At 37.7% G+C, this 25,994-nt stretch carries 16 protein-coding genes; 3 read left to right on the forward strand and 13 right to left on the reverse strand.

Going from position 1 to position 25,994, the window contains the following annotated elements:
* Window positions 1-404: 404 nt before the first annotated feature.
* The 10 genes from REI64_RS17315 to REI64_RS17360 all read right to left on the reverse strand — a co-directional run bounded on the left by REI64_RS17315 (window position 405) and on the right by REI64_RS17360 (window position 18,814).
* Window positions 405-2,024, reverse strand: a complete 1,620-nt coding sequence (locus REI64_RS17315; RefSeq protein WP_308851408.1) for an NADP-dependent glyceraldehyde-3-phosphate dehydrogenase — start codon at window positions 2,022-2,024, stop codon at window positions 405-407.
* 92 nt (window positions 2,025-2,116) lie between these two features.
* Window positions 2,117-3,691: an MFS transporter gene (locus tag REI64_RS17320; protein ID WP_308851409.1), complete on the reverse strand. Its 1,575-nt coding sequence runs from the start codon at window positions 3,689-3,691 to the stop codon at window positions 2,117-2,119.
* 42 nt (window positions 3,692-3,733) lie between these two features.
* On the reverse strand, window positions 3,734-4,399 hold the full coding sequence (locus tag REI64_RS17325; RefSeq protein ID WP_308851411.1) for a bifunctional 4-hydroxy-2-oxoglutarate aldolase/2-dehydro-3-deoxy-phosphogluconate aldolase: 666 nt from the start codon (window positions 4,397-4,399) through the stop codon (window positions 3,734-3,736).
* Window positions 4,392-5,405 carry a sugar kinase gene (locus tag REI64_RS17330; RefSeq protein WP_308851412.1) on the reverse strand — a complete coding sequence of 338 codons (1,014 nt, stop codon included), beginning with the start codon at window positions 5,403-5,405 and terminating at the stop codon, window positions 4,392-4,394. Before REI64_RS17330 ends, REI64_RS17325 begins: the two co-directional genes overlap by 8 nt.
* Before the next feature lie 69 nt (window positions 5,406-5,474).
* Window positions 5,475-6,875 (reverse strand): glucuronate isomerase, encoded by a 1,401-nt coding sequence (gene uxaC, locus REI64_RS17335; protein WP_308851413.1) that lies wholly within the window; start codon window positions 6,873-6,875, stop codon window positions 5,475-5,477.
* A 91-nt stretch (window positions 6,876-6,966) separates the two neighbouring features.
* Window positions 6,967-7,782 carry an SDR family oxidoreductase gene (locus REI64_RS17340; RefSeq protein WP_308851414.1) on the reverse strand — a complete coding sequence of 272 codons (816 nt, stop codon included), beginning with the start codon at window positions 7,780-7,782 and terminating at the stop codon, window positions 6,967-6,969.
* 185 nt (window positions 7,783-7,967) lie between these two features.
* Complete coding sequence (gene kduI, locus REI64_RS17345) at window positions 7,968-8,798, reverse strand: 5-dehydro-4-deoxy-D-glucuronate isomerase (protein WP_308851415.1); 831 nt, start codon at window positions 8,796-8,798, stop codon at window positions 7,968-7,970.
* Between the two features lie 139 nt (window positions 8,799-8,937).
* Window positions 8,938-10,581 carry an altronate dehydratase family protein gene (locus REI64_RS17350; protein ID WP_308851416.1) on the reverse strand — a complete coding sequence of 548 codons (1,644 nt, stop codon included), beginning with the start codon at window positions 10,579-10,581 and terminating at the stop codon, window positions 8,938-8,940.
* A gap of 57 nt (window positions 10,582-10,638) precedes the next feature.
* Window positions 10,639-12,153, reverse strand: a complete 1,515-nt coding sequence (locus REI64_RS17355) for a tagaturonate reductase (protein WP_308851417.1) — start codon at window positions 12,151-12,153, stop codon at window positions 10,639-10,641.
* 781 nt (window positions 12,154-12,934) lie between these two features.
* Complete coding sequence (locus REI64_RS17360; RefSeq protein ID WP_308851419.1) at window positions 12,935-18,814, reverse strand: alpha-2-macroglobulin family protein; 5,880 nt, start codon at window positions 18,812-18,814, stop codon at window positions 12,935-12,937.
* Window positions 18,815-18,973: 159 nt separating this feature from the next.
* On the opposite strand from REI64_RS17360, the gene REI64_RS17365 reads away from it, so the two are divergent.
* The gene (locus REI64_RS17365; protein ID WP_308851420.1) at window positions 18,974-19,621 is read left to right on the forward strand and encodes a YceH family protein; all 648 of its coding nucleotides are present in this window, start codon (window positions 18,974-18,976) and stop codon (window positions 19,619-19,621) included.
* Window positions 19,622-19,832: 211 nt separating this feature from the next.
* On the opposite strand, the gene REI64_RS17370 is transcribed toward REI64_RS17365, so the two are convergent.
* On the reverse strand, window positions 19,833-20,612 hold the full coding sequence (locus REI64_RS17370) for a C40 family peptidase (protein WP_308851421.1): 780 nt from the start codon (window positions 20,610-20,612) through the stop codon (window positions 19,833-19,835).
* 124 nt (window positions 20,613-20,736) lie between these two features.
* Here REI64_RS17370 and REI64_RS17375 point away from each other — a divergent pair, with 124 nt between their 5' ends.
* Window positions 20,737-21,186, forward strand: a complete 450-nt coding sequence (locus REI64_RS17375; RefSeq protein WP_308851422.1) for a universal stress protein — start codon at window positions 20,737-20,739, stop codon at window positions 21,184-21,186.
* A gap of 79 nt (window positions 21,187-21,265) precedes the next feature.
* Here the strand turns inward: REI64_RS17375 and REI64_RS17380 are convergent, their stop codons facing one another.
* Window positions 21,266-22,486 (reverse strand): sterol desaturase family protein, encoded by a 1,221-nt coding sequence (locus tag REI64_RS17380; protein WP_308851423.1) that lies wholly within the window; start codon window positions 22,484-22,486, stop codon window positions 21,266-21,268.
* A 350-nt stretch (window positions 22,487-22,836) separates the two neighbouring features.
* On the opposite strand from REI64_RS17380, the gene REI64_RS17385 reads away from it, so the two are divergent.
* Window positions 22,837-24,612: an aminopeptidase P family protein gene (locus tag REI64_RS17385; protein ID WP_308851424.1), complete on the forward strand. Its 1,776-nt coding sequence runs from the start codon at window positions 22,837-22,839 to the stop codon at window positions 24,610-24,612.
* A 186-nt stretch (window positions 24,613-24,798) separates the two neighbouring features.
* On the opposite strand, the gene REI64_RS17390 is transcribed toward REI64_RS17385, so the two are convergent.
* Window positions 24,799-25,959, reverse strand: coding sequence for a cytochrome-c peroxidase (locus tag REI64_RS17390; RefSeq protein ID WP_308851425.1), 1,161 nt, complete (start codon window positions 25,957-25,959; stop codon window positions 24,799-24,801).
* Between the last annotated feature and the right edge of the window lie 35 nt (window positions 25,960-25,994).

Consider the following 25,994-nt stretch of genomic DNA (forward strand, 5'->3'; position numbering starts at 1 on the left):
GGACCACTACATTAAAAGTGTAATGCTCTACCAGCTGAGCTACGGAATCTTCCTTCGTTCTAAGGAGGTGCAAATATAGAAATTTATATTATTCCATCAAACTATTTTTCACAAAATAACTTGATAAATATTTCAGGGTAAAAACTGAGCTACTATACAGTATAAATTGTATGATAAAAACAGCTAAAAACAACGTTTGAGGTATCAAAAATCATGTAAAATAAAAAAGGGCCAAGAACAAGTTCCTGACCCTACATCTACCTATGAAAAACATACCCCCGAAAGGGTAAGCCCAAATGTAAAAACATTTTTTTAATATTCCGAACTTTTATTAAAAAAAAATGAAAGAAAATTAAATTGACACAAGAATGTGACAAAAACAGCTCTATTTATGTCTACAGTCGTTAAAACAAGTACTTTGTGCTCAAAAAGTTCGAGCTATGTCCATCAATAATTTCGTTAAGCAAACGTTTGTTATTATCATTCAGTTTTGCTGCAACTAAGGATCTAATTGAAAAAGCTCTAAGAGCATCTACTACAGACAAAGTTCCTTCTGCACTATCTTTTCTTCCAGTAAAAGGAAAAACATCTGGTCCACGTTGGCATTGACAATTAATGTTTACACGACTAACCTGATTTACGATTGGGTCTATCAAAGCCGCTACTTCCTCGTCGTCATTACTAAAAATACTTACTTGCTGACCGTGTGTAGATTCGATTAAATAATTGATCGGTTCTTCGATATCATCAAAAGTAACCACTGGAATTACCGGACCAAACTGTTCTTCGGTATATAACTTCATTTCTTTGGTTACAGGAAAAACAACTGCCGGATAGACGAATGATTCCTTTGTTTGCCCGCCGTTTTTGTTGACTACCTGTGCTCCTTTTGTTATGGCATCATCAATCAGTTCTTTTAAATAAGCTGGCTTTTGCGGTTCTGGGAGTGGTGTTAATGAAACTCCCTCTTGCCAAGGCATTCCGAATTTTAGTTTTGAAATTTCTTCAGAAAGTTCTTTCACAAACTGATCCACATGCTTTTTATGTACAAAAATCACTTTTAGTGCCGTACAACGTTGCCCGTTGAAAGACAAAGAACCTAATACGGTTTCTTGAACTGCTAGTTTTAAATCGGCATTTGCAGTAATAATTGCCGCATTCTTTGCATCTAAACCTAAAATAGCACGTAAACGATTTACTTTAGGGTGCATTTTCTTCAATTGATCCGCAACTTTGCTTGATCCAATTAAAGTTAACACATTGATTTTACCCGATTCCATTAAACCAGGAATAATTTTATTGCCACGACCGTAAATGGTATTTACCACACCTTTAGGAAAATTATCTCTAAATGCTTGTAATAACGGATAAAACAATAAGGTACCATGTTTAGGTGGTTTAAATAAAATGGTATTTCCCATAATTAAAGCTGGGATTAAGGTAGTGAAGGTTTCATTTAATGGATAGTTAAACGGCCCCATACAAAGCACTACCCCCAAAGGCGAACGACGAATTTGTGCCACAATACCTTGTTCAATGGTAAAACCGGCAGATTTTCTGTCAATATCTTTCAAAGCATCTATCGTAGCATTAATATATTCGATGGTTCTGTCGAATTCTTTTACCGAATCGCCATAGGTTTTACCAATTTCCCACATGATCAGCTTTACTACTTCTTCCTTCTTCGCCATTATATCGCGAGTGAACTTCTCCACACATTCTATACGTTGTGCTACACTCATGGTTGGCCACTCTCCTCTTCCATTGTTATAAGCTGCCACAGCTGCATCTAAAGCTATTTGAGCTTCGTTTTCACCACAAAGTGGATAAGTGCCAATTAACTTTCGCTCCAAGCCCTTAGCAGTTTTAATACAAATTGGAGATAGTACGGTGTGTACATCGCCAGACCAGGTTAACATGTCGCCATTAGATAGATAACTACGTTGATCTAAAGGCCCATCCAGTGCATACGCTGCAGGGATGTCTGCTTCCGCTGGAAACAGATTTTCTAGGTTCAAAGACATTTTTGTTTGATTTATCACTTAGTTTATAGATTTACTAGATTTTATTGTTATTAATATATCCTCTCTGGTTTAATGAGAGGATATATTTGTTATTAAAGCTTAACGACTTTCATTTTTGGAACTAGGGATTTCATAATAGCCCAAGCCAAAAGATATGCCACTGCACAGAAACCGAACATAATGGTATAACCAGTAGTTAAGTTTGCTTGTACCAAAGGTTTTTGAATATCTAAAAGTTGTTGATATAGTACAGGATCGACATTTTGCAACTTTAAAGCTGCTTCGGCAGGAAGTTTGCTCAAAGCCATCACATTTAAATTAACCTTATCGCCATACTTACTGAAAAGTTCTAAAGCACTGATTTGGTTAATAAAATCGGTATTGCCTAATTCTTTAAATTTAGTGAAAGATTGTTCTATGCCTTTGTGGGTATAGCTGTCGAAAATCCAACCCCCAATCTTGGTGATTAACACACCACCAATACCACCAGCCATACCACCAATACCAACCACAGAACCTACCGCCTTTTTAGGAAACATATCTGATACTGTAGTGAAAATATTTGCAGACCAAGCTTGATGTGCCGAAGCACCAACACCAATTAAAACAACAGGTATCCAGAATGAATAATGTCCTAACGGTTGCGCTAATAACACAATTAAAGGAAATAGAGCAATGGCAAACATCGCCTTCATCCTTCCATCGTAAATAGCATAACCTTTATTGATGAAATATTTAGGGAACCAACCGCCACCAATACTGCCAATCATAGTCATGCTATAAAGTACAGCCAAAGGAAGCATAATTTGATCGCTGTTCATTCCGTATTGATCTTTTAAGTAACCTGGCAACCAAAATAAGAAGAACCACCATACACCATCTGTTAAAAATTTACCTACAGTAAATGACCAAGTCTGTTTAAAGCTTAGTAATTTAAACCAAGATACTTTTTCTGGTTTCTCCGTTGTTACCGCAACCTCTTCTTCATCGCTATTGATGTAATCTAATTCAGCTTGTTTAATTCTTTTCTGTTTCTCTGGAGTTTCATAGAAAATTAACCAGAAAATCAACCATAAAAATCCCGCGGCACCTACTAACTCAAATGCTTTTTCCCAACCCCAATGACTTGCAATCCAAGGCACTGTAATTGGTGCTAAAATAGCTCCTACGTTAGCTCCAGAATTGAAGATACCAGTAGCTAAAGATCTTTCTTTTTTAGGATGATATTCTGCCGTAGCTTTAATTGCCGCTGGAAAGTTACCCGATTCACCAATAGCCAATACAGCTCTAGAAAACATAAAACCTAAAATAGAAACAGGTAGCGCAGTTAAACCAAAAGTGGTTAAAATGGTTGCCATGCTTTCACCAATGGTGATGGCATAAGCATGAATAATTGCACCTATAGACCAAACAATAATCGCAATTGCATATCCCCACTTTGTACCTAATTTATCTACAAATCGCCCTGCAAATAGCATAGAAATAGCGTAGGTAAATTGAAATACTGCTGCAATATCAGCGTAATCGCTATTAGACCATCCGAAAAGTTCTTCTAAGGTTGGTTTTAATAAGCTTAACACCTGTCTATCTAAATAGTTAACAGTTGTTGCGAAAAATAGCAAGGCACAAATGGTCCATCTGTAGTTGCCAATTTTAGTTTGGTTCATATTTTTTGGTTTTTGGTTATTTGGTTTGTTAGTTTTTAAAAACTAGTTTCTTACTTTATTGATAATTTCAAAGGTTGTCTTCGTTAATGCTTCAATTTTATTGTAATCTTTTTGCTCGATGATTGGCTTACTTACCAACTTACTGCCCATACCTACGGCACAAACACCAGCTTTAAACCAGCTAGAAATGTTATTTTCTTCAATTTCTACACCACCAGTTGGTACAAATAATTGTCCTTGGAATAGCTCTCTAATTGATGACAGGAAATCTGGTCCCAAGATATTTGCTGGAAATAACTTAATGATACCTGCTTGGTTTTGTTGTGCCAAATCGATCTCAGTTGGTGTCATACACCCTGGTATCCAAAGTAAACCTGCTTCGTGAGTAATTTTAGCCACTTCTGCGTTTACAATTGGACAAACGATAAAATCAGCCCCTGCTGCGATAAAATCTTTAGCTTGTTCTGCAGTTTTGATTGTACCGATACCCAAAAACAAATCCTGCATTTCGGTTTTTAATGCTTCTTTAAAAATTTTGAAGTTCTCTAAAGCTGCTGCACCTCTATTGGTATATTCGAAAACGCGAACGCCACCTTTATACAGCGCTCTGATAATTTCTAAACTGATTTGGGCATCTTCATAATAAAATAGCGGCAATAATCCTTGTTTTTGTATCGCTTGTATAGCGGTATCTTTATTCTTAGTCATTTTGGGCAATAGTTAGGTGAATGTCTTGAACAGTTGCAGTGGTACAATCGCTTGGAATGTACAATTTGTTATAAGCAGCGCCAGTTGCAAACTCTAAAATTTGCTGAGGCTCATGCTGATTATAAAAGCCATAAATTAAGCCTCCCATGTAACAATCGCCACTTCCAACGCGATCTAAAATTTGCTCAGAAAGATATTCTTTAGATACAAATAGCTGGTTTTCGGTAAACAAAGTAGTGTAATATCTGATGCCCGCCTTATAATCGAACCTGAAAGTATTGGCTACATGCTTACATTTTGGAAACTTATCGATAATTTCTTTCGATGTAATTTCAGCATGCTTTAAGTAGTTTTCTTTCGTTCCCACCTCGTGGATATCTGTAGCTACCGGAATGCCCAACATCTGGTCTGCAGCCCAAACATTACCCATTACCAAATCTGCATATTTTACCAATGCTGGTACAATATCAATAGGTTGTTTGCCGTATTTCCAAAGTTTAGCTCTATAATTTAAATCGATGGAAATAGTAATTCCACGCTCACTAGCGGCCTTAACAGCTTCTAAACAAATGTCTGCAGCATCTTGGTTTAAAGCGGGACAAATGGTACTGAAATGAAACCAAGATACATCTTGAAAAATCTCGTCCCAGTTTAAAGTTCCAGGTTTAATACTAGCGAAAGATGAATTAGCTCTATCGTAAATTACGCCTGCATTTTTGAGGTCTTTACCTTTTGGCAGATAATACAAACCTAATCTATCGCCACTTAACTGCATTCTCGACGAGTCGATGTTGCATTTGTTAACGTAGTTAAGGATTTGCTCTGACATGAAATTATCAGGCAATGCCGAAAAATAGGCCGATGGGACTTCCCAAAGTGCCAATGCTGTAGCCACGTTCAATTCTGCGCCTCCAACATAAAAAGGTAGTTCATTATCTGCTAGCCACTGTCCATCAGTATCCGGACAAATGCGTAACAATAATTCCCCAAAACTTAAAACTTTCATTCGTTAATATTTGTATTTAAACAGTGATTAAAGGTGCTGTCAACAGAGAATTGACCGCGAATTCTTCATTTAAAAGCTAAAATAGGCTTTTGCATTGTTATAACAAATATTTTCAATTAATTGGCTAACCAATTTTATATCGTTCGGGATTTCTCCGTTTTCTATGTCAGTACCAAACAAATCACATAAAATTCTACGGAAGTACTCGTGACGAGGGAATGAAAGGAAGCTTCTAGAGTCAGTTAACATACCCACAAACTGGCTTAACAAACCTAAATTAGATAAAGCATTCAGCTGGTTAATCATGCCTTGCTTTTGGTCTAAAAACCACCAACCAGAACCCCACTGTACTTTTCCTGCTACCGTACCATCTTGATAATTACCAATCATGGTTGCCATTAGCTCGTTATCAGCCGGATTTAAATTATATAATATCGTCTTAGTAAGTTGATTACTAGCATCAAGTTTATTTAAAAATTTAGATAAAGCTCTGCTTTGTGAAAAATCTCCAATCGAATCGAAACCAGTATCTGGACCTAATGAAGTTAACAAACGGTCGTTGTTATTACGAATAGCTCCTAAGTGATATTGTTGCACCCATCCTCTTTCGTGGTCCCAAAGTGCAAATTGATAAAGCATAGCTGATTTGAATTTCAAGTTCTCCTCTTGCGTAATCGCCTCTCCTTTTCTAATTTTAAGGAAGATTTGAGCCACTTCTTCTTCGGTATAATCTTCAGCGTAAATTTGCTCTAAACCATGATCAGAAACTGAAGCACCGTTTTCTACGAAGAAATCGTGGCGGGATTTTAAAGCCGCTAAATATTCTTGGTAGTTAGTGATTGGCTTTTCAATGATGGCAGCCAATTTATCTACGTATTGATTTAAACCTGCAACATCATCAGCGTTCATCGCTTTGTCTGGCCTAAACGCAGGTAAAACCACTAAATCGATACCGCTAGCTTTAATTTTTTGGTGAAATTCCAAATTATCCAATGGATCATCGGTAGTGCACAAGGTTTTAACGTTCATCTTTTTCAATAAACCTAAAACACTGTATTCTTTAGTTTGAAGTTTGGCATTGCATTCGTCCCAAATTTTCTTTGCCGTTGCAGGAGAAAGCAAATCGTGAACATCAAAATAACGTTGTAGCTCCAAGTGTGTCCAATGGTACAATGGATTTCTTAAAGTATAAGGAACAGTTTCTGCCCATTTTTCGAATTTTTCCCAGTCTGAGGCACCACCGGTAATATAGTATTCATCTATACCGAAAGTACGCATGGCACGCCATTTATAGTGGTCGCCATATAACCAAACCTGAGTAATATTCTCGAACTGCTTGTCTTCTGCTATTTGCTCCGGAATTAAGTGATTGTGATAATCAATAATAGGCATGTGCTTTGCATAATCATGATACAAAGTACGTGCTGTTTCCGTTTGCAATAAAAAATTCTCGTCTAAAAACTTTTTCACTTATACTTGTTTTTATTTGTTTATTAGTTCATTGGTCATTTGTTCATTGGGCTTCGAGCCTATAACTCAAAATCCAAAACTCGTGACCTGTTTATACTCCCCCGAAAACAGAGAAGCCGCCGTCTACACAAATCATTGCTCCGGTTACAAATTGCGAAGCATCGCTTAATAACCAAACTAAAGCACCTTTTAATTCATCTGGGTTACCAAAACGTTTAAAAGGAGTTTGTTGAATTACTGCGCCACCTCTAGCGGTATAACCACCATCTGGTGTAGTTAATAAATTACGGTTTTGCTCTGTTAAGAAGAAACCTGGTGCTAGGGCGTTCATTCTAATTTTATCGCCATAACGGTTAGCTAATTCTACTGCGAACCATTGCGTATAGCAATCTACAGCAGCTTTACCCATGTTGTAACCTAACACTCTGGTAATCGCTCTTTTAGAGTTCATCGATGAAATGTTCACGATACTTCCTTTACCAGTTTCGGCAATTGCCTTACCAAAAACCTGCGTAGGAATTAAAGTTCCCCAAAGATTTAAGTCTAGTACGGTCTTCATTCCATCCATCTTCATATCAAAAATGTCCTGCTCTGGTAATAAAACTCCATCTGGCATGTTACCACCTGCTGCATTTACTAATCCGTCGATTTTTCCGTAAGCGGCTAATACTTTTTCACGAGCAGCAATTAATTGTTCTTCGTTCATCGCATCTGCTACTAAAGCAATAGCTTTACCACCGTTTTTGTTGATTTCATCGGCACGCTCGTTAGCAACTTTTTCGTTTCTACCTAAAATACCAACTGTACCACCAGCCTCTACAATCGCATTGATGAATGAAAGACCTAAAATTCCCGTACCGCCTGTTACAACGATAACTTTATCTTTTAATGAAAATGATTGTTCCATTTTATATGTTTTACCACAAAGACTAATTTCTTAGCATGTGTTTATTTATTTTTTACCACCAAGTCACGAAGCTCACGAAGATTGAGTTATAGTTTTAAACATTGTAGACTTACGAAGTTTCAGAAACTTCGTAAGTCTTTAAATTTCTTAGTGTTCTTTGTGTCTTTGTGGTTAATAATTACTTCTTATCTCAATTCAGCTACTGGAAAAGTATCCATATCTGCGTAATCTAAATTCTCGCCAGCCATACCCCAAATAAAACTGTAGTTTTTGGTACCAGCACCAGAGTGGATACTCCAAGTTGGCGATAAAACTGCTTCGTGGTTAGCCATTACAATGTGACGAGTTTGTTGAGGCTCGCCCATAAAATGGATTACCCTTTGGTCTGCCTCCACATCGAAATAGAAATAAACTTCCATTCTTCTGTCGTGTGTATGAGGAGGGATTGTGTTCCAAATAGAACCATTTGCTAGTGAAGTTAAACCCATTACCAACTGACAGCTTTGAATGCCATCTTTGTGAATGTAACGAGAAATAGTGCGTTGGTTTGCAGTTTCCACAGCTCCTAAATCTGCAGAGAAAACATCTTCATGGCTAGCAAACGCCGTTGGATGACTTGTATGTGCTGGTGCAGAAAGTACATAAAAAACAGCTGGATTGCTAGCATCTTTACTGCTAAATTTTACATCTTTTACGCCTTTACCCAAGTATAAGCAGTCTTTTTTGTTTAAATCGTAGCTGGTTCCATCGGCGACAATTGTACCTGCACCACCTACGTTAATTACGCCTAATTCTCTTCTTTCTAAGAAATAATCTGCACGTAAAATATCGTAATTACCTAAATCTACAACATCATTTACTGGTGTGATTAAACCAGTAACCATTCTGTCGTAGTGTGAGTAGACAAAATTTGCTTTGTCCGTCGCTTTCAAGTCGTCCAACAAAAATCTTTCTCTGATTTTTTCGGTGTCGTAACTCTTGAAATCTTCTGAGTGTACTGCTTGTATTTGTTTCATTTTCTATATTGTTTAGGCGAATAATCATTCGCCCTTTGGTTTTGGCTAAATATACCCTTAAACTTTATATAGGACAAATGATGATTTATCTATATATGATGAATTTTGCACTCAAATAAGGACAAATAATGACTTGTCCCTACAATGATACGCCACGTTTCCATGGGATAAAATCATCTTGGTTTAATAATACCGCTTTTGGAATTACCTCGCCGCTTGCTGCTTTAATACAATATTCCAAAATATCCTCGCCCATTTCTTCAATGGTCTTTTCTCCTTCAATTACCGGCCCTGTGTTGATGTCAATAATATCGCCCATACGTTTGGTTAAGGCATTATTGGTGGCCACTTTAATTACCGGACAAACTGGATTTCCTGTTGGTGTTCCCAATCCTGTGGTAAATAAAATTAAGGTAGCACCACTAGCAGCTTTACCTGTAGTTGCTTCTACATCGTTACCTGGCGTGCAAACTAGGTTTAAACCTGGTTTTACAGATGGTTCGGTATAATCTAAAACATCAACAATTGGCGAAGTACCACCTTTTTTGGCAGCACCGTTACTCTTTATCGCATCAGTAATTAAACCATCTTTAATATTTCCTGGAGATGGGTTCATGTGGAAACCAGAACCTGCATTTTCTGCAGCTTCACTGTAAGCTCCCATCAATTTCATGAATTTCTTGGCAGATTGTTCCTCAATCGTTCTGTCAATCATGTTTTGCTCGGCACCACACAACTCTGGGAATTCAGCTAGCAAAACCGTTCCGCCTAAAGCTACTAGCAAATCAGAACAATAACCTACCGCAGGATTTGCAGAAATACCGCTAAAACCGTCGCTACCACCACATTTCACCCCTAAGTTCATTTTACTTAAAGGTGCAGGTGCTCTTTCAATTTTATTGGCTTCTACTAAACCTTCAAAGGTTTTTTTAATGGCCAAAGCAATCATATTTTCTTCGCTTTGCGATTGCTGTTGCTCGAAAATATAGATTGGTTTATTGAAATTTGGATTACGTTCTTTCAAATCGGCCGTGAAATCTTGCACTTGTAAGTTCTGACATCCCAAGCTTAAAACAGTTACTCCAGCTACGTTTGGATGGTCGGCATAAGCTGCTAATAATTTACTCAAAACGGCAGCATCCTGTCTGATACCACCACATCCACCTTGATGGTTTAAAAATTTAATACCATCGATATTTTTGAAAACACGTTCGTTTCTTAAACCTTCAAATGCCATTGGTGCATCTAAAGACGAAATATCAGTTCCACTTTTAAAAGCTTCGATTAAGTGTTGCGTGTAGTTTTTGTACTTCGCAGTTACCGCATAACCTAATTCGTTATGTAACGCTTCGCGGATAACATCTAAGTTTCTATTTTCGCAGAAAACCGTTGGAATAAACAGCCAATAATTGGCTGTACCAACTTTACCATCTGCACGGTGGTAGCCGTTAAAAGTTCTTCCTTCAAACTTAGAAACATCTGGCGCTTGCCACTCGTAATGATATGGACGATACTCGTAAGGAGCCGCCGCATGTTTTAGGTTATCAGTAGTCATTCTAGTTCCCAATGTTACCGGAAACTGGATTTTACCCACCAAAGTACCATACATATAAACCTCGTCACCTGCCTGCATATCTTGCATATAGAATTTATGCTTGGCATCCACATCATCAACCAATAAATAATTTACGCCTTGATAACCTACTAATTGACCAGCTTTAAGGTCGGTTAAGGCTACCAAAACGTTATCTTTTGGGTGTACTTTTAAAACTTGTTGTTTCATTTAAATATTTTTGTTCATCGGTTATTTATAGCACGATAACCGATTTATATAGATTGCTTAAGCTTCTTTAAGCTGAGCAGACATAAATTTGGACAATGAAGTTTCAGCACCTTGGTTTATGATATCCAAATATAACGCCTTCACCTCTGGTATAAACCCTGTCAATTGAGTTAAATTTACCCCCCAAATGTTCTCATCGCCCAAAACTTCTTCCACAAAACTGTTTTGATGTTGGCTATACTTTTCAAATAAATAAGGTGCAGAGTCATCGTTTAACCGATAACTCGCACCATTATCCAAACCAAAATATAGACCATTCTCTTCTCTCTGAGCACGAGAGAAGGCCAAGTAAGCCGCAAAGCCAAAAGCAATATGCGCCGGCACTTGGTTAAATATTTTATAGTAATTCAATAACAATGGAAGTATTCTAATTTTCAACTTCATGGTATATTGAAATGCAATGCTTGTCCATAAATGTTCTATAGACGGGTTGGCAAAACGGTCTTTCACCGCATTTGCAAAAGCATCACTTTGTTTTTTATCTACTTCGTAAGGAATTGCCGGACCAATTTCCGTTGCCATTAAAGTTTCGATGTAATTACTAATTAAATCGTTTGTCATGGCATTTTTTACGGTATCAATACCTAAAAGGAAGGCAATACCCGAACTCAAAGTATGTGTTCCGTTCAATAGACGCACTTTAAGTTCTCTATAAATTTCGATGTCTTCAGCAATGATTACACCTTCATCTACCGTAGCAAAGGAAAGTACATCAGCTACATGCTTGCCACCCTCAATTGCCCACAAACGATAAGGTTCTGTCATCGATAACAAAGCATCTTCGTAACCCAGTTCTTCTTGCAAAGCTGCAAAGGCTTCAGCATCAGGTTTTCCTGGTACAATTCTATCTACCAACGAATTGCAGAACGTATTGGCGCTAGCCAACCATGCGATAAAGTTTGCTTCTAATTGATTATGATGAGCAAGTTTCAAAACAATTTCGCCCAACTTAGTTCCGTTATCAGGAATTAATTCGGTAGCTACAATCACTAAACCTTTGCTGTTATCGCCATTAAAAGCTTTGAAACGCTCATATAAAACTGCTAATAATTTTGCAGGAAAAGATGTTGGAGGATTACTTTCGATACGCTCTTCAACATACTGAATGCCAACTTCTGTGGTATTAGAAACCACTAACTGCAACTCCGCAGATTTAGCAATATCTAAAATTGCCTGCCAATCTTTTTCGGCTGCAATTACTCTGCTAATAGCTGATGAAATGATGTTTTCTGAAACTGGCTGTCCGTTTTCGATACCACGAACGCAAAGTGTGTAAAGTGCATCTTGTGTATCGAACTCTGATGTATTGCCACCTGTAGATTTCACTACGGCAACACGACCATTGAAAACGCCTTCACGATTTGCTTTATCTATGAAATAATCTGGCAATCCACGTAACAACACCCCTGTTCCGAACTGTAAAACTTTCTCTGGTAATTCGAAAATTTCTGCATTTGGCACAACCACATTTTCTGCGGCAATTAGTTTCAGATTATCTTTTGATAAAATCATTTCTTTTCTAGCTTTTCATTGTTTTTTAAGCTAGTAACGATATGTAAAGCACCTTTACTAGCATTTGGTCGAAACAATTCTACATAATTTATGCTAGTATAACTTTGATTTAAGCGCAAATATTTGCGCAATCGTTCCCGATAACGTAGGGCAATTTGAATATGTTCAAAATTGACATTTGATACTCGATAAGAAGAGCGTTATGCTATCTCATTTTATGAAAATTAACGTTGGTGTGTTTGGCGGAGTTCGGTCCCTCTTTCGCCCATAGTCCTCGTTCGTTCCTCACTGTGGGCTATTTGGCTACAATCGGGTTTAGGTACAACAACCTGTGCTCTGAACAAACTATCCACTGGCAATGTATTTGGTAAAATAGCCCCGACAAACACGAAAATACTTTTGGTGGCAATCACGATGCGAATAGTAGCAACGCTCACCAAAAGATTGTAGCGTTGGCGGGACTACGCTAACCGAAGAACCACAAGTTTTGCGCTTCAAATATCTAAACAATACGCCATTCGAGGCGCAGCCTGTCGCGACCGTACCTATCGTGCGAACACAAAATATTGAAAAATATTATTTTCCTCCCCCTGCCCCCTCGGAGAGGGGGATATGCAAAACGCTTAAGCATCGTGTGTCCCCCTTTTGGAGGGGGATTAAGGGGGAGGAATTAGATGTATCCATCTATAGGACCATCCAAGGAAGCAACTTTTCTTATCAAATCATCACATTAAAGATTGCCGCGTCGTTCCTCTTCGCAATGAGGACAAGATTAGTTTCTCTACTTAATCTCTACCTTTTTCATTCCTTCCCTGCCGTAAAAAACTGGAAAATACATCAACTCTGCTTTTGCGGGATTTAGCACATAACTACCAGTGTAACGCGGCATCAAATCTATCTCGAAGGTGTATTTACCTTGTTTCATCTTTGTGCAGAAAATAGATGTTTTGTTCTTAAAATACTCTCTGTGCGTCTCCACACCCCAAAAGTTCTGCATTTTATTTTCGTAGCTACAGCCTGCCGGAATTGGAATTTCAATCATCACGTAATCTGCATCTGCCTTTACCTCTACTTCCACTTTTAACTTGGTCAAAGTACCAGCTTTTAGTTTTGTTGTAGCGGTTCCGTTTTGTAACAAGGTCGAGTTTACTTTAAAATCTTTATCAACTTTATTAGGTTTAGCATTTTGAAACTGCTGATAAGCTGTAAAATAAACCGCTGTTCTACCTGTTTTCTGCACCTTCAAGTCTGTTGCGTTTTCTATCGTTTTATTGAATGGAAACTGAGTTACCACTTGGTCGTTCACTTTAATTGATGCAGGTTCTGCTTTGCCATTGGTAGTCATAAAAGCTGGTAAAATTGTTTCTAAAATCAACGACGCCTCATAAGTATTTCGCCACTGCCCATTTTTACGTTGCTCTAAAAAGTAAAGTGCTATTTTCTCCAGCTCATTTTCGTAACCGCCAGCATTTTTTAAAATTCGATAAGCTAACAAGGTATTTTGGATGCTGTTATCCCAAAAGCGGATGTTTTCTTCGCCCCAATAAATACTGCCAAACATAGTTTGTTTTTTGAGTTTTAGCAAGGAATTTAAATCGACTTTTAAGCCTGCCAGCTGTTTTAACTCCATCATTTCTAAAGTAGCATAAAGCGATGCTTTAGTTTCTCTTTGCTTTAATGCTAAAAGTTCGGCTGGTAAATTTGCATTGCGTAGTTTTTCTTTTTCCAACTCCCTTTCCTCGTAAGCTACAACCCAATCTTTAATGTAATTTTTGCCATCTAACAAGTGCAATAGTTTGATAATTTGGATATCGTTATAGCTTGCCATTTCGCTTAATTTGCTCACCAAATAACGCTGCAGCAAAGGTTTATTCAAATCTACTGTGTAACCATCTTTTTGTGCTTGTAATAGCGCTTCTACCACGTGCAAACTAATCCACATTTGTTCTTGCGTGTTTTGCCACCAGCCCCAAGTACCCTGTGGGTTTTTATTTTGTTGTAGCTTTTTAAGGATGAAAGCAATGTCTTTTTCGTGGGTAAATTTTTGTTCTAAGTATTTGCGAACACGTTTCTCTAACAATAAGCCTTTGAGTTTAGAAGCTAACTGCTCATTACATAGATATTCGTAATTGCGAAGTTTGGTCATTTCATCCAACAATGTTGGGAAAACAGAAGCTTCAGCTCTGAGTGTAATTTTACCTAAGTTTTTATCAAACGAATAATTTAAAGTGGTATCTCTAAGTAAAGCCGAAAAATAGCCTTTGGTTTCCTTAACGCCAGCTTCGAACACTGGAATTTTTCTACGCTCACCATCAAAGTAGCCGTTATCTTGCGCCAAGGTATATTCAAAGTTTAAGCTGTCTTTCGATTTTACTACGATACCCAAAGTATCAATCAACGAGTTTTTGAACTTAACTGTTGAGTTTCGCAATTCCTGTCCATTGTATGAAAACTTGCGAACACCTGTTTCTTCTAACGGCGTATAATTCATCAGCTTTCCAATCACGTTAATACTATCGCCGGTTACGGCAAAAAGTGGCGAAACAAAATTGGCACTCAACGATTTAAACGATTTGATACTGCCTTCGGTGTAACCCGTTTGCTTATTTCCATTCATCGCCATTACACGGGTGGTCCATTTGGTAATATCGTCGGGGAACTTCACGGTAAATTTAGCGATGCCATTTTCGTCGGTGATTAATTTTGGCTGCCAAAAGCCTTCGTCATTAAAATTAGTACGCAGGGTTTGCTGTTGCGCTACAAGCTCGCCAGTTGCGTTGCTCACCAAATTACCAGTTTTACTTTTGATGATAATTACTCCATTTGCTGCTCTAGCGCCATAAATTGCAGTAGCGCTAGCATCTTTTAGCACGGTAATGTCTTTCACCACATCTTTGTCTAAAGTGGTAATATCACCATCATAAGGTACGCCATCTAAGATGATTAACGGCTTTTGATTAGCATTGATACTGTTAGCTCCTCTAATCATTATCACCTCTTGCAATGACGCTCCCGGAGCACCACCCTGCAAAGAAAAAACTAGTTCGTTTGACGTTACAGTTGCAACACTACCAGTTAAGCTTTTTTTTGCTACTGAGCCATAACCTATCACCTCTATTCCTCTCAACACATTACCAATTGTATCAAGTATAATATCACCTAGCGCAGTATTGTTTAGGTCGATAACTTTACTATAATACCCGCTGGCAGTTATTTTCAAAGCACCTAGCTCTGGTATTTTTAATTCAAACCATCCTTGAGCATTGCTGATGGTCTCAACATCCAAATCCACTACTTTAACCGTAACACCTTTTACAGGTTTATTAGTCTCACTTGACAAAACTCTACCTTTTACAGTCTTTTTCAGTTCATTTTTATCGAACATGTAGCTATTAAAAAAAGTTCGATGCTGTTCTAAAATCATTTGCCTGCCAACACTTGGTGTAGCTTTAATCATACTGTCCAACTTTGTACTGAAAACATTGGCAGGTGTAATTTTAAAACTGCTCCAACTGTAGTAGTTTGCACCGTTAGCTTTTACGGTAATGCTATCCGTAACGAAATAGCTATTGTCTCTCAGTAAAAACAGCAATTTATATTTTCCGCTTTCTAAGTTATCTGTATTTGTTTCGCCTTTGTAAATCCTTAAAAACTGAGGCTGATTAGGTTTAAAAGCGATTACGTTTTTGATGTATGGAATATGATTGGTAAAGGCTGTATCGATATCAAACCGCAGTTTCCCGAAAGGCTTAGCGTTCTTGTAATCAACATCAAACAATTGCGTAGTACGACTGCGCAGATTTAAGAAGTCGAGCCAAATCTGGTCTATTTCCTTTTTCTTTAAAGCGTATTCGTAGGCAAAATTTGTATTTCTGTTGCTTGCACCGTAATCTAACTTCGTATTAAATGCATATTTGGTTTTGTTAGATTTCTGTTTGATTAACCCTGGTTCAAAAGTATAAGTATAGCCAGCTTCCTTTACAAAGTTTTGGTGCCACTTTTCGTTATCAAATATTAAATGATTTTCTCTTATCGGACCAACCAAAAGCTCCCTATCGTTACGATTATTTGGGTTGATGAGCAGACGAGTATCGGTTAGCTGTGCAGTAACCGTCGTTTTATTTAGATTGGCATTATTCGCAATCCTTATCATGTAATTATCCAGTTCTTGGCTTTCGTCTGCCGTGAGCGTTGTTGGTTTGTTTACGGCATAGAATTTATTTGTGGTATCGGCCAGTACACTAAAAATTGTCTTTTTACCAGCGGTGATGTGATAATTTTTAACCGTCACTAGTTTATCCGCTGTGCGTATTTTAAAATCATGAAAACCAGGTTTTACCAGAAATGAGTAACGTTGCAGCTGGTGCGACTGATTAAAAAACACGGGTACATTGTCGATATAAACGATGCTAGCTGGCAAAATCTGGCCATCTAACACTACAAATGGAGCTACTTGCGTGGTGGTATCGTTAGTAGCTTCAACTACAGTGTAAATTGGGTTTGGATGGGTAAATTTGAAATACTCAATACTGTCTAGTCCCAAACTTTTGCTCCACTTTGTCCAAGCGAGCTTATCCAGATTTTTGCTTACACTGCCGTAAGCTTCATCGGCTTCTACCTTAATTTTATTTTGCTTGCGGATAAGGTATTTCCTACCCAAATAAGGCAAACGAACACTTGGTACATCTTTAAATTTAGCGGTAAAAGCTTGCGCAGTTACATCAGTTTCTGCAACGGGTTTATGATTGATATCCGTTACCTGCACCAACATATTCACCTTTTGCCCAGGGTAAACCATGTCTGGCGCAATTAGCTTTAGGTTTAGCTGGTTAGGATTGTAAACAGCACTTACTTCACTGGTTACTTCATCTTCATCCCAAATGTAGTTAATGCGGATATGGCTTGCTTTTTTGCTGTCGTTTTTAATCAAGGTATCTAGCTGGTTGGTGTAGCCTCGTAAAAACACTTTGTCGCCTGCAAAAACAGTGTACCAAAAGGGAATTTTATGCTCGTTAATTACTACGACACGCAGGCTATCCTTATTCTGTACTGCATTAATCTGCAATTCGGGCTTTAAGCTTGTAACGAAAATTGTAGCCGTATCTTTTGATGTTTCTACTTCATAATATTCAGCACGGTAATCGGTTTTTAGTTTAAAAGGCAAGGTAATTTGTTGTGAATTGATGACCACATCATTTGCTGTGTAACTAACGAGTTTGGCAGCTTGGCTTGTACTTTTTCCATCTACTAAATAACAAATCGTTAAGCTATCCTTCTTAAAATCAGACTTAAGCTCAAAAGGCTTGGACGACTTTTTAGAAAGATTGGTGTAATTATAGCTTAGCGATTTTGAAGCAGTACGAACCTCATTATTGCTGTTTAAAAACTTAGCTTCTAAATAAAAACTAAAATTAGCTTTCGGGAAAATATCGGCAGGCAAAACCAATTTAGTTTCGCCAACGGGGTCTAGCGTGATGTTCTTTTGCCAAAGAGTATCTGGCACAAAAACCTTTCTATCTGCATAGTAATTTACGTGACCGGCGGTTAACGTTAATTCCACTCGCCCATCTGGTACTGCCAATTCATTTTCATCAGTAGCTTTAAAATAAACAGTAATTACGCTGTCTTTTGTTTGAATGTCCTTATCCGTTCGAAGTGAAAAATCAAGTGCTTTTAACTCATAATCTTCGTAACGGAAATTATTGGCAATGCGGAAAGCTTTTTTCTCGTTTTTTGCTTTCTCCGCCAATGTGATGCTGTAACTTCTATCGAGTTTTAGATTTAAACTATCCGCAAGTACAAAACTGTATTCGTAACCACCATTTTTGTAGGGGTTTATGGTAGCTAAAGTTTTATTGCCATTAGCTTGTAAAACAACATTTGCAGGTTTATTTTTAATCTCGCCACCTTTATAATTAATGAGGTAAGCCTTAAACTTAACGGTATCTAAGGGTTTGTAAATTGGCTTGCTGAAAACCATATAGCCAGCGTAAAGTGGTTTCTTAGTTCTTCTCTTTTTAAACGTGTTTTTAAATGGTTGCCAGAAATATTTCACAGGGAAAGCATACGCAACTTTCTTGAAAAATGGCCAATCTTCTCTATCATCATCGTTATACCTGTTATTATCATCTAACTCGTACTCAAAGAAATTACTCACGCCATCATGCGTTACTTTAATCAGTCCTTCTTCTTTTGGTTTTCCCTCTTCTTTGCTGTAAGTACTACGATACAATTTAGCTTTACTATCATATTGCGCTTTTCTTTTGCCATCAATCTCTACCACGGCATTTTCAACCAGGTTTCCTTTCACATCTGCAATGTAAAACTGAAAGTCCTTTTGGTTATTGATAAACTGTAGGGAGACATTATTCTGAGTTTTTAAGCTGGTATTTAAATAACCACCACTTGCACTTACCATGAGGTAGTTTCCAAAGGGTAAATCCTTTTTACGATATTCTTTATAGTAATCTGTACTGGTTAAGGTGTGAAAGAAGTCATCGTTTACCTTCTTGTCCTTCAAAATACTAACTACTTCTTTATCGTTGATTTTGTAAACAGCGGTAACTTCGCCCACTTGCTTGCTTTTAGAAAGTTTATTCTGGGCGATTGAGTTAAACGATAAAATGGAAATCACAAAAATGATGGGTAGCGCTAATTTCATAAGCTTAATTTTATTAATTGATGTTGCAGGAAGCATTTTTCCATAACATCTGCAGATAAATAAAGTTATTTTTTTCTACTTCTAGCTTAAACTAACACTTTTTGGAATTTGATTTCCTCAATCATTTGTTTTTAACATTCGATGATTTAAATTAGCCAAATGGAGAACGAAATAAAAATACCTGTACTTACTGCCGAGCAAATTAGAGTTTTAGGTTCCTTAATGGAAAAAGCGAAAACCACACCCGACTATTACCCTATGACGATGAACGGTTTGGTGGCTGCTTGTAACCAAAAAACATCCAGAAAGCCTGTAGTTAATTACGATGAAGAAACCATTGGTGCTGCGCTTAACTCCTTAAAAATAGGCGGACTGATTTCTACCGCTACTGGAGGTTCTAGCAGAGCAACCAAGTACAAGCATAATTTTGCTATTGTGTATCCTATTTTGCCTTCGGAAGTTGCGGTGATGTGCCTACTGTTTTTACGTGGCCCGCAAACTCCTGGAGAAATCAATACCAACTCTGGCAGATTGCATGAGTTTGAAACGCTAGAGGAAGTGAACCAAACTTTAGAAAAGTTAGCTGGCGAAGGTTATATTAAACAGTTACCAAAACGCCCCGGGCAAAAAGAACAACGTTATGCACACCTTTTTAGCGGCGATGTTGAATTTATTGAAGAAGATTATGCTAACGAAGAAACTTCTGCCAGGTCTAATTCTGCTTTGGAGGAAAGAGTGGCTAAGTTGGAACTTGAATTAGCGGAATTGAAAGAGAACTTTGATAAGTTGATGAAGGAACTTTATTAGTATTGATTTTTCCCTCGTCATTGCGAGGTACGAAGCAATCTTAAAGCGAATTTCATTCCTCTCACGTTGTAAGATTGCTTCGTCGTTCCTCCTCGCAATGACGACGTGTACTTTAACTCGTAAAAGTTTAATCTTAGGGGAGATTAAGAACAGATTTTCTTTATGATTTTTGGCGTTCTTGAGGGCTGCGCCGTTTTGAGGTTTTTTTTTTTTAAACAAACCTCTTTATCACCCTCAACTTGTGCGAATATCTATCCAATTCCATATTATAAATCCCTTGGTTATCTATTGGGTCTATTCTTACTTTACCTGCCGAGTGGATAATCTTATCGTTGCTTAACATCATGCCTACATGAATGATTTTTCCTTCTTCGTTATCGAAGAAAGCTAAATCGCCCAATTTCGCTGAAGCAAGAAAATCTACCAATTCGCCTTCCTCTACTTGCTGCGAAGCATCTCTGCGTAGTTGTTTGCCCAGCAATTTGTAAACGGTTTGCACAAAGCCAGAACAATCTATACCGAAAAACGTACGGCCGCCCCACAGGTATGGCGAGTTTAAAAAGAACTTTGCAGTTGCTTCTACCTTAGCAGTAAATTCTGCTGGATTAGGAACAAAAGGTTCGGTTTTCACTTCAAAACGGTTGTCGCCCAAATAACAGTAACCATCTTGGTAAAATGGCAGCGTACTTCCCGGACTTAAATAATAAACCTCACCACTATCGGTTACCAAACGGTTGTCGAAGTTTACAGCCGTAATATATTTATAGCTTTGCTCGTCGTTGTACTGCAAAGCGGTAATTTGCTGCAACTGTTTATGGTCCATCCAACCTTCGTAATTATCGTGGTTGGTTTTCACAAAGCACCATTTTTCGGTCTTTTCTAATACAACTACCCTATCGCCAAAAAGCAATTGAGAAACAATTTCGCTCCTATCAGATGGTTCGCTTCTTAACGGTGCTACGGCAATTCTACAAACGTGATACTTATCCATATATTAAATTGTGATGCGATAAAAATAACGAATTAAGTGATAAATATCAGTCTATTTTATGCCCAATTGTGGGAAACTTTATAAGCTACTTTTTGTTACTTAGTAGAAACAAAAGGATAACACCATGAATTATAAAAGAATTCTTATTGCTGTAGACAACAGTGTTTCTGCAGAAAAAGCAGCAAAAGTTGGATATGAAATGGCTTCGTTATATGGCGCTGAAGTAGCCTTATTGAATATTGTAGAACCCGCCCCACCCATAGCAAATCCAGATTTTGGCTTTACGCCAGCCATTGTAGATTTATACGACAACAGCGTAGAGAACAGCCACATCTTGTTAAAGGAGATTGAAAGTAAATTTGGTAACGATAGAAAAACCACCTACCTGTCCGTTTTAGACACGGCTACTAATGGCATCTTACAACAATCGGAGGAATGGCAAGCGGACTTAATTGTAATTGGAACGCATGGTAGAACGGGCATAAACCACTTTTTAATGGGTAGTGTTGCTGAACATGTAGCTAGGAAATCTGCCTGTCCAGTGTTAATTGTACCCAACAAGGCTGAGGTTTAGTCCGGTCGGTAGAAATATTTATTAGCCACAGATGCACAGATTTTAAATTATAATTATCTGTGTATCTGTGGCTAAATTTTTACGCTTCTTCATACCTTAAAACATAGTTTCTGTACAAGTTACTCAATGCAAAAGTTCTTTCTAAAATGATTAAGGCTATAGTTGGTAAGAATATCAATTCTACCCAATCTAGTTTGTAGAAGATAAACCCGAAAAGGAAGATGAGCCTTACACATTCGAGGTAATAAATCCATTTACGTTGTTCTAACAATGCACCACAATTAATGAGGGTGATGAGTACAAATAGCGCTATCAAAATACCGTCTGCCAAATCTAAATAAGACCAAAAAGCAGTCGCAAAAGTTAATATTAAAACGCTCAGCACGAGCTGAATATTAATATAACCCTTAAGCTTAAATTTAGCCGTAGGTTTTACTTTATGTTGCAAATATCTGCGTTCTAACACAGGTCTTATATCTTGGTCTAACAATGCCGGACTACCGAAAATCACTTTTAGTTTATTGGACAAACCAGTTGTTCTTTTGCAAGCCTCTATGATCTCTAAATAGTAATGAAAATGCTGCCACAAAAAACTATGACTTTTTATTGGATGCGTTAAACCGTAAGTTGGTGCCTCCTCTTCCTTTTGATAAGTGCCAAACATTTTGTCCCAAAATGTAAATACATCGCCATAATTCTTATCCAAATATTTGTCATCACTTGCGTGATGTATGCCGTGTAGAGATGGAGTAATGAGTATGTTTTCTAACCAACCCAGCTTTCCAATCATCTGCGTGTGCGTAAAAAATGAATAGGCTCCGTGTACGGTTAAAATTACCGCCACCATTAAGGGATGAAAACCTAAAAGCGGTAAAGCACACCAAAAAACACCCCTAATTAACGCCTGAAAAGTGGTGATACGTGCCGAAACCGTCAAATTAAATTCTTCACTTTGATGATGTACAATGTGTGCTGCCCAAAAGAAATTCACTTCGTGGCCCAATCGGTGATACCAATACCACACAAAGTCGGTAGCCAGAATTAACAAAACCCAAACCCACCAAGCATTGGGGATGTTGAATAAGGCATAATGCTGATACACGTAATTGAACAATTCATAAAAGCTCGCAGCAATGAAAAGGTTCAGTAATCGCTCTGCAATACCTATGCTGAGATTAGAAACAGAACTTTCGTATTTAAACAAATGTGTTTTCTTTTTACTCACGGCAAGCCTGTATTCTAAATAGACAAATAGAAAGAACGCAGGAATAGCAAATGCTAGGTAGTTTACATTTTCCATATTTAAAGTCTTTATACAAAGCGTTGATGTTTCAAAAATAGCAAAACAAAATAAAAACTACTATTTTAATAGACTATTTTTAAATTGATTGATTTTGCTGGGTAGTTGGTTTATTACTTAAATGATGAATTGCTTTATTATTTTGGTTTAATTGTTTAATCGGTTAACTGATTAATTGTTAGCTGGTCAATGCTTTACCAACACACGCTTCCCCATCTCGTCATCTCGACCTCAAGGAGAGATCTAACGCATCGCTATTTTTATGATTGTCAACTGCCAACCGATAAGTGCCTAATGTAGAAAAAATCAAAAATTATCCATTACTTTGAAATACTAACATATTATATCAAATGACACACTTAGAAAAGTTAGCTGCCATCCGCAATTTAATGAAAAACGATGGCGTTGATGCGTATATTATCCCATCTGCAGACCCGCATATTAGCGAATATTTACCAGATTTTTATAAAAGTATTCCTTTTGTAACCGGATTTACGGGCTCGGTAAGTACTGTAGTAATTACACAAGAATTTGCTGGTTTATGGGCAGATTCAAGATATTTTGTACAGGCCGAAGAGCAATTAAAAGGCAGTGGTTTTGAACTCGTAAAATTGCAAGCGCAAGGCATGGCCGAATATATTGATTGGTTAGGCGAAAAACTTCCTGCGGATGCTAAAATAGCTTTCGATGAAAAGACTGTTTCAGTTTTACTAGGTTTGCAATTAGAGAAGCAACTGGCATTTAAAAACATCAGCTTCGAAAACCAAGACTACGTTGGACAAATTTGGAATGACAGACCTGCGTTACCTTTTGCAGCTGCATTTTTATTGGCTGAGGATGTTGTTGGTCAGTCGGCACCTAGCAAATTGGCAGCCATTAGAGCATCCTTAAAAAAACAACGTGTAGCTTATCATTTGGTGTCTTCATTAGATGATATGGCTTGGATTTTCAACCTAAGAGGGCAAGATGTGGGTTACAATCCAGTAGTATTGAGTTTTGCCTTAATTACTGAAGACAAAGCAACCATTTATATTGATGCGACTAAACTATCTGCCGATGATTTAACTACTTTGGCTAATCAAGGTGTTACCATTGCCGCTTATGAGGCGTTAGCTGCCGATTTACAACAATTGCCTGCAAATAGCAATATCTTAATAGACCCGAAGCGTAACTGCTATTTTATGTACAAGCAGTTGGCTTCAACAGTGCAAAAGGTATTAGAAACCAATCCATCAACCAACTTAAAAGCTATTAAAAACGAAGTTGAGATTGCCAACACCCGCAAAACGATGATTAAAGACGGCGCCGCAATGACCAAGTTCTTTAAATGGGTGAAGGAAAATATTGGTAAAGTTGAAATTACAGAACTTTCATCGGCAGAAGTTTTGAAAAACTTTAGAGCTGAACAAGATGGTTTTGTGGGCGAAAGTTTCAACACCATAGCTGGTTACAAAGCACACGGTGCCTTACCGCACTACGCAGCTACCCCAGAAAGCGATGTAGCTATATCAGCTGATGGTTTGTTTTTGGTTGACTCTGGTGGTCAGTACCTTTATGGCACTACGGATATTACCCGTGTAATCCCAATGGGAAATAACACCGATGAAGAAAGTACAGATTACACTTTGGTGCTAAAAGCGATGATTGAAGGCTGTAAAACCCGTTTCCCTAAGGGAACATGCGGCTATCAAATTGATGCCATTACTCGCAGACCAATGTGGGATTATGCTTTAAACTACGGTCACGGCACTGGCCATGGTGTAGGTTATTATCTGAATGTACACGAAGGTCCGCATGTATTTAATGCTTCGGCTACCCCAATTGCAATAGAATTAGGAACTATCACTTCTATCGAACCTGGTATTTATCGTAACGGCAAACATGGTATCCGTATTGAAAATCTAGTGTTAACGATTAAAGATGAGCACAATGAATTTAACGAATTTTATGCTTTCGAAAGTTTAACCCTTGCTCCTATTGACACTACTTTGGTGAAGAAAGAGTTATTGGAAGTTTCTCATATCAATTGGTTAAATAACTACCACCAAGAGGTCTACGAAAAGGTAAGTCCATTGTTAAATGAGGATGAAAAATCGTTTTTAAAGGAAATGACGAAGGCGATTTAAGTTAAAACAAACCTCTCTGCCCTTAGCTATTCTCTCCCTACAAGGGAGAGAGAGAAGTAATATCGTCATTGCGAGGAACGAAGCAATCTTAAAGCTTTTTATAACCTATAGTTGAAAGATTGCTTCGTTCCTCGCAATGACGTGAGGGATAAATAAGAAAAAGCCGAGCAATTGCTCGGCTTTTTCTTATTTATCTCTAGGCAATTGCTCTGGCCTATGCATTTTATATTGTGTTGCTGTAATTGCATCTAGAAAAGCAACTACCGCTTGTATCTCATCTTTGGTTAGATTCAGTTTCTTCATTAATGGGTCGGTAACCGGATGCATTGGGTCAGCTGCTTTTTGCTCTGGCTTTGCCGTATTCATCTGCATACCGCTGTTATACAAATTCAGTAAACCTGTAATGTTATCAAACAAACCGTTGTGCATCCAAGGGTTAGTGTTCATCACATCCCTTAAAGATGGCGTACGGAACTTACCTACATCATTTGGGTCTTTAGTTACATTGTATCTGCCCAAATCTTCATACTTACGTTTGTAGTAAGTTAAACCGATGTTATGGAAACTCTCATCAGTAAAATACTGACCATTATGGCAATTGATACATCTGGCTTTTGTGCGAAACAAGTGTAATCCCTCTACTTCCTTATCGTTTAATTGTTTGTATTCGCCCTCTAAAAATCTATCAAACCTACTTCTTCTACTCGTTAATGTACGTTGAAAATTTGCCAAAGCTTTTGCTACATGATCAAAAGTAATTTTATCTGTACCATAAGCCTTCTTTACCAATTCTTTATAGGCTTTAATTTTATTCAGTTTTACAGGCAACTCTTTTAAATTCATTGCCATTTCATTGTGTGCCTCAATCGGGCTTTTCACTTGGTCTTCTAAAGTAGTAGCACGACCATCCCAAAAGAAAGTTTTACGCTCGGCTACGTTTAATAACGATGGTGTATTTCTGTTACCAGAAGCATGATCGTGACCAATAGAAACCGATAGCTTATCTGCCCACGAAGTTTGAGGATTATGGCAACTACTACAAGAAATTTGATTAGAACCCGAAAGAATTGGGTCGAAAAATAAGTTTTTGCCCAAAACAACCTGAGCGCTTTCCATGGTAGTGAAGTACTTTTTACTGTCGACCTCGGGCAACGCTTTAAACTCTTGCCATTTCACACCACTATCTACATTTGGCTTTGGCCATTGTGCAATTGGTCGTTCATATAAACTGCGCAAACTATCTATGGGAAAACCACCAGAGGTGTAAGCAATTTCTCTAAACGAAAAATGTAGCAAACTGAAGACGATTAATAATCCAGCCGCTACAAAAAACTTCATTTTTTTCATCCCCGCAAAAATAAGAATATGTTTTGTTTAAAATT

The organism is Pedobacter sp., assembly GCF_031119335.1.
Classification (GTDB): domain Bacteria; phylum Bacteroidota; class Bacteroidia; order Sphingobacteriales; family Sphingobacteriaceae; genus Pedobacter.

Coding starts and splice junctions, on each gene's coding strand:
- REI64_RS17360 (WP_308851419.1), bottom strand. CDS start 18,814: ATGAAATTAGCGCTACCCATCATTTTTGTGATTTCCATTTTATCGTTT.
- REI64_RS17325 (WP_308851411.1), bottom strand. CDS start 4,399: ATGACTAAGAATAAAGATACCGCTATACAAGCGATACAAAAACAAGGA.
- REI64_RS17340 (WP_308851414.1), bottom strand. CDS start 7,782: ATGGAACAATCATTTTCATTAAAAGATAAAGTTATCGTTGTAACAGGC.
- REI64_RS17365 (WP_308851420.1), top strand. CDS start 18,974: ATGGAGAACGAAATAAAAATACCTGTACTTACTGCCGAGCAAATTAGA.
- REI64_RS17380 (WP_308851423.1), bottom strand. CDS start 22,486: ATGGAAAATGTAAACTACCTAGCATTTGCTATTCCTGCGTTCTTTCTA.
- REI64_RS17320 (WP_308851409.1), bottom strand. CDS start 3,691: ATGAACCAAACTAAAATTGGCAACTACAGATGGACCATTTGTGCCTTG.
- REI64_RS17350 (WP_308851416.1), bottom strand. CDS start 10,581: ATGAAACAACAAGTTTTAAAAGTACACCCAAAAGATAACGTTTTGGTA.
- REI64_RS17385 (WP_308851424.1), top strand. CDS start 22,837: ATGACACACTTAGAAAAGTTAGCTGCCATCCGCAATTTAATGAAAAAC.
- REI64_RS17375 (WP_308851422.1), top strand. CDS start 20,737: ATGAATTATAAAAGAATTCTTATTGCTGTAGACAACAGTGTTTCTGCA.
- REI64_RS17390 (WP_308851425.1), bottom strand. CDS start 25,959: ATGAAAAAAATGAAGTTTTTTGTAGCGGCTGGATTATTAATCGTCTTC.
- REI64_RS17330 (WP_308851412.1), bottom strand. CDS start 5,405: ATGAAAGTTTTAAGTTTTGGGGAATTATTGTTACGCATTTGTCCGGAT.
- kduI (WP_308851415.1), bottom strand. CDS start 8,798: ATGAAACAAATACAAGCAGTACACTCAGAAGATTTCAAGAGTTACGAC.
- REI64_RS17315 (WP_308851408.1), bottom strand. CDS start 2,024: ATGTCTTTGAACCTAGAAAATCTGTTTCCAGCGGAAGCAGACATCCCT.
- REI64_RS17370 (WP_308851421.1), bottom strand. CDS start 20,612: ATGGATAAGTATCACGTTTGTAGAATTGCCGTAGCACCGTTAAGAAGC.
- REI64_RS17355 (WP_308851417.1), bottom strand. CDS start 12,153: ATGATTTTATCAAAAGATAATCTGAAACTAATTGCCGCAGAAAATGTG.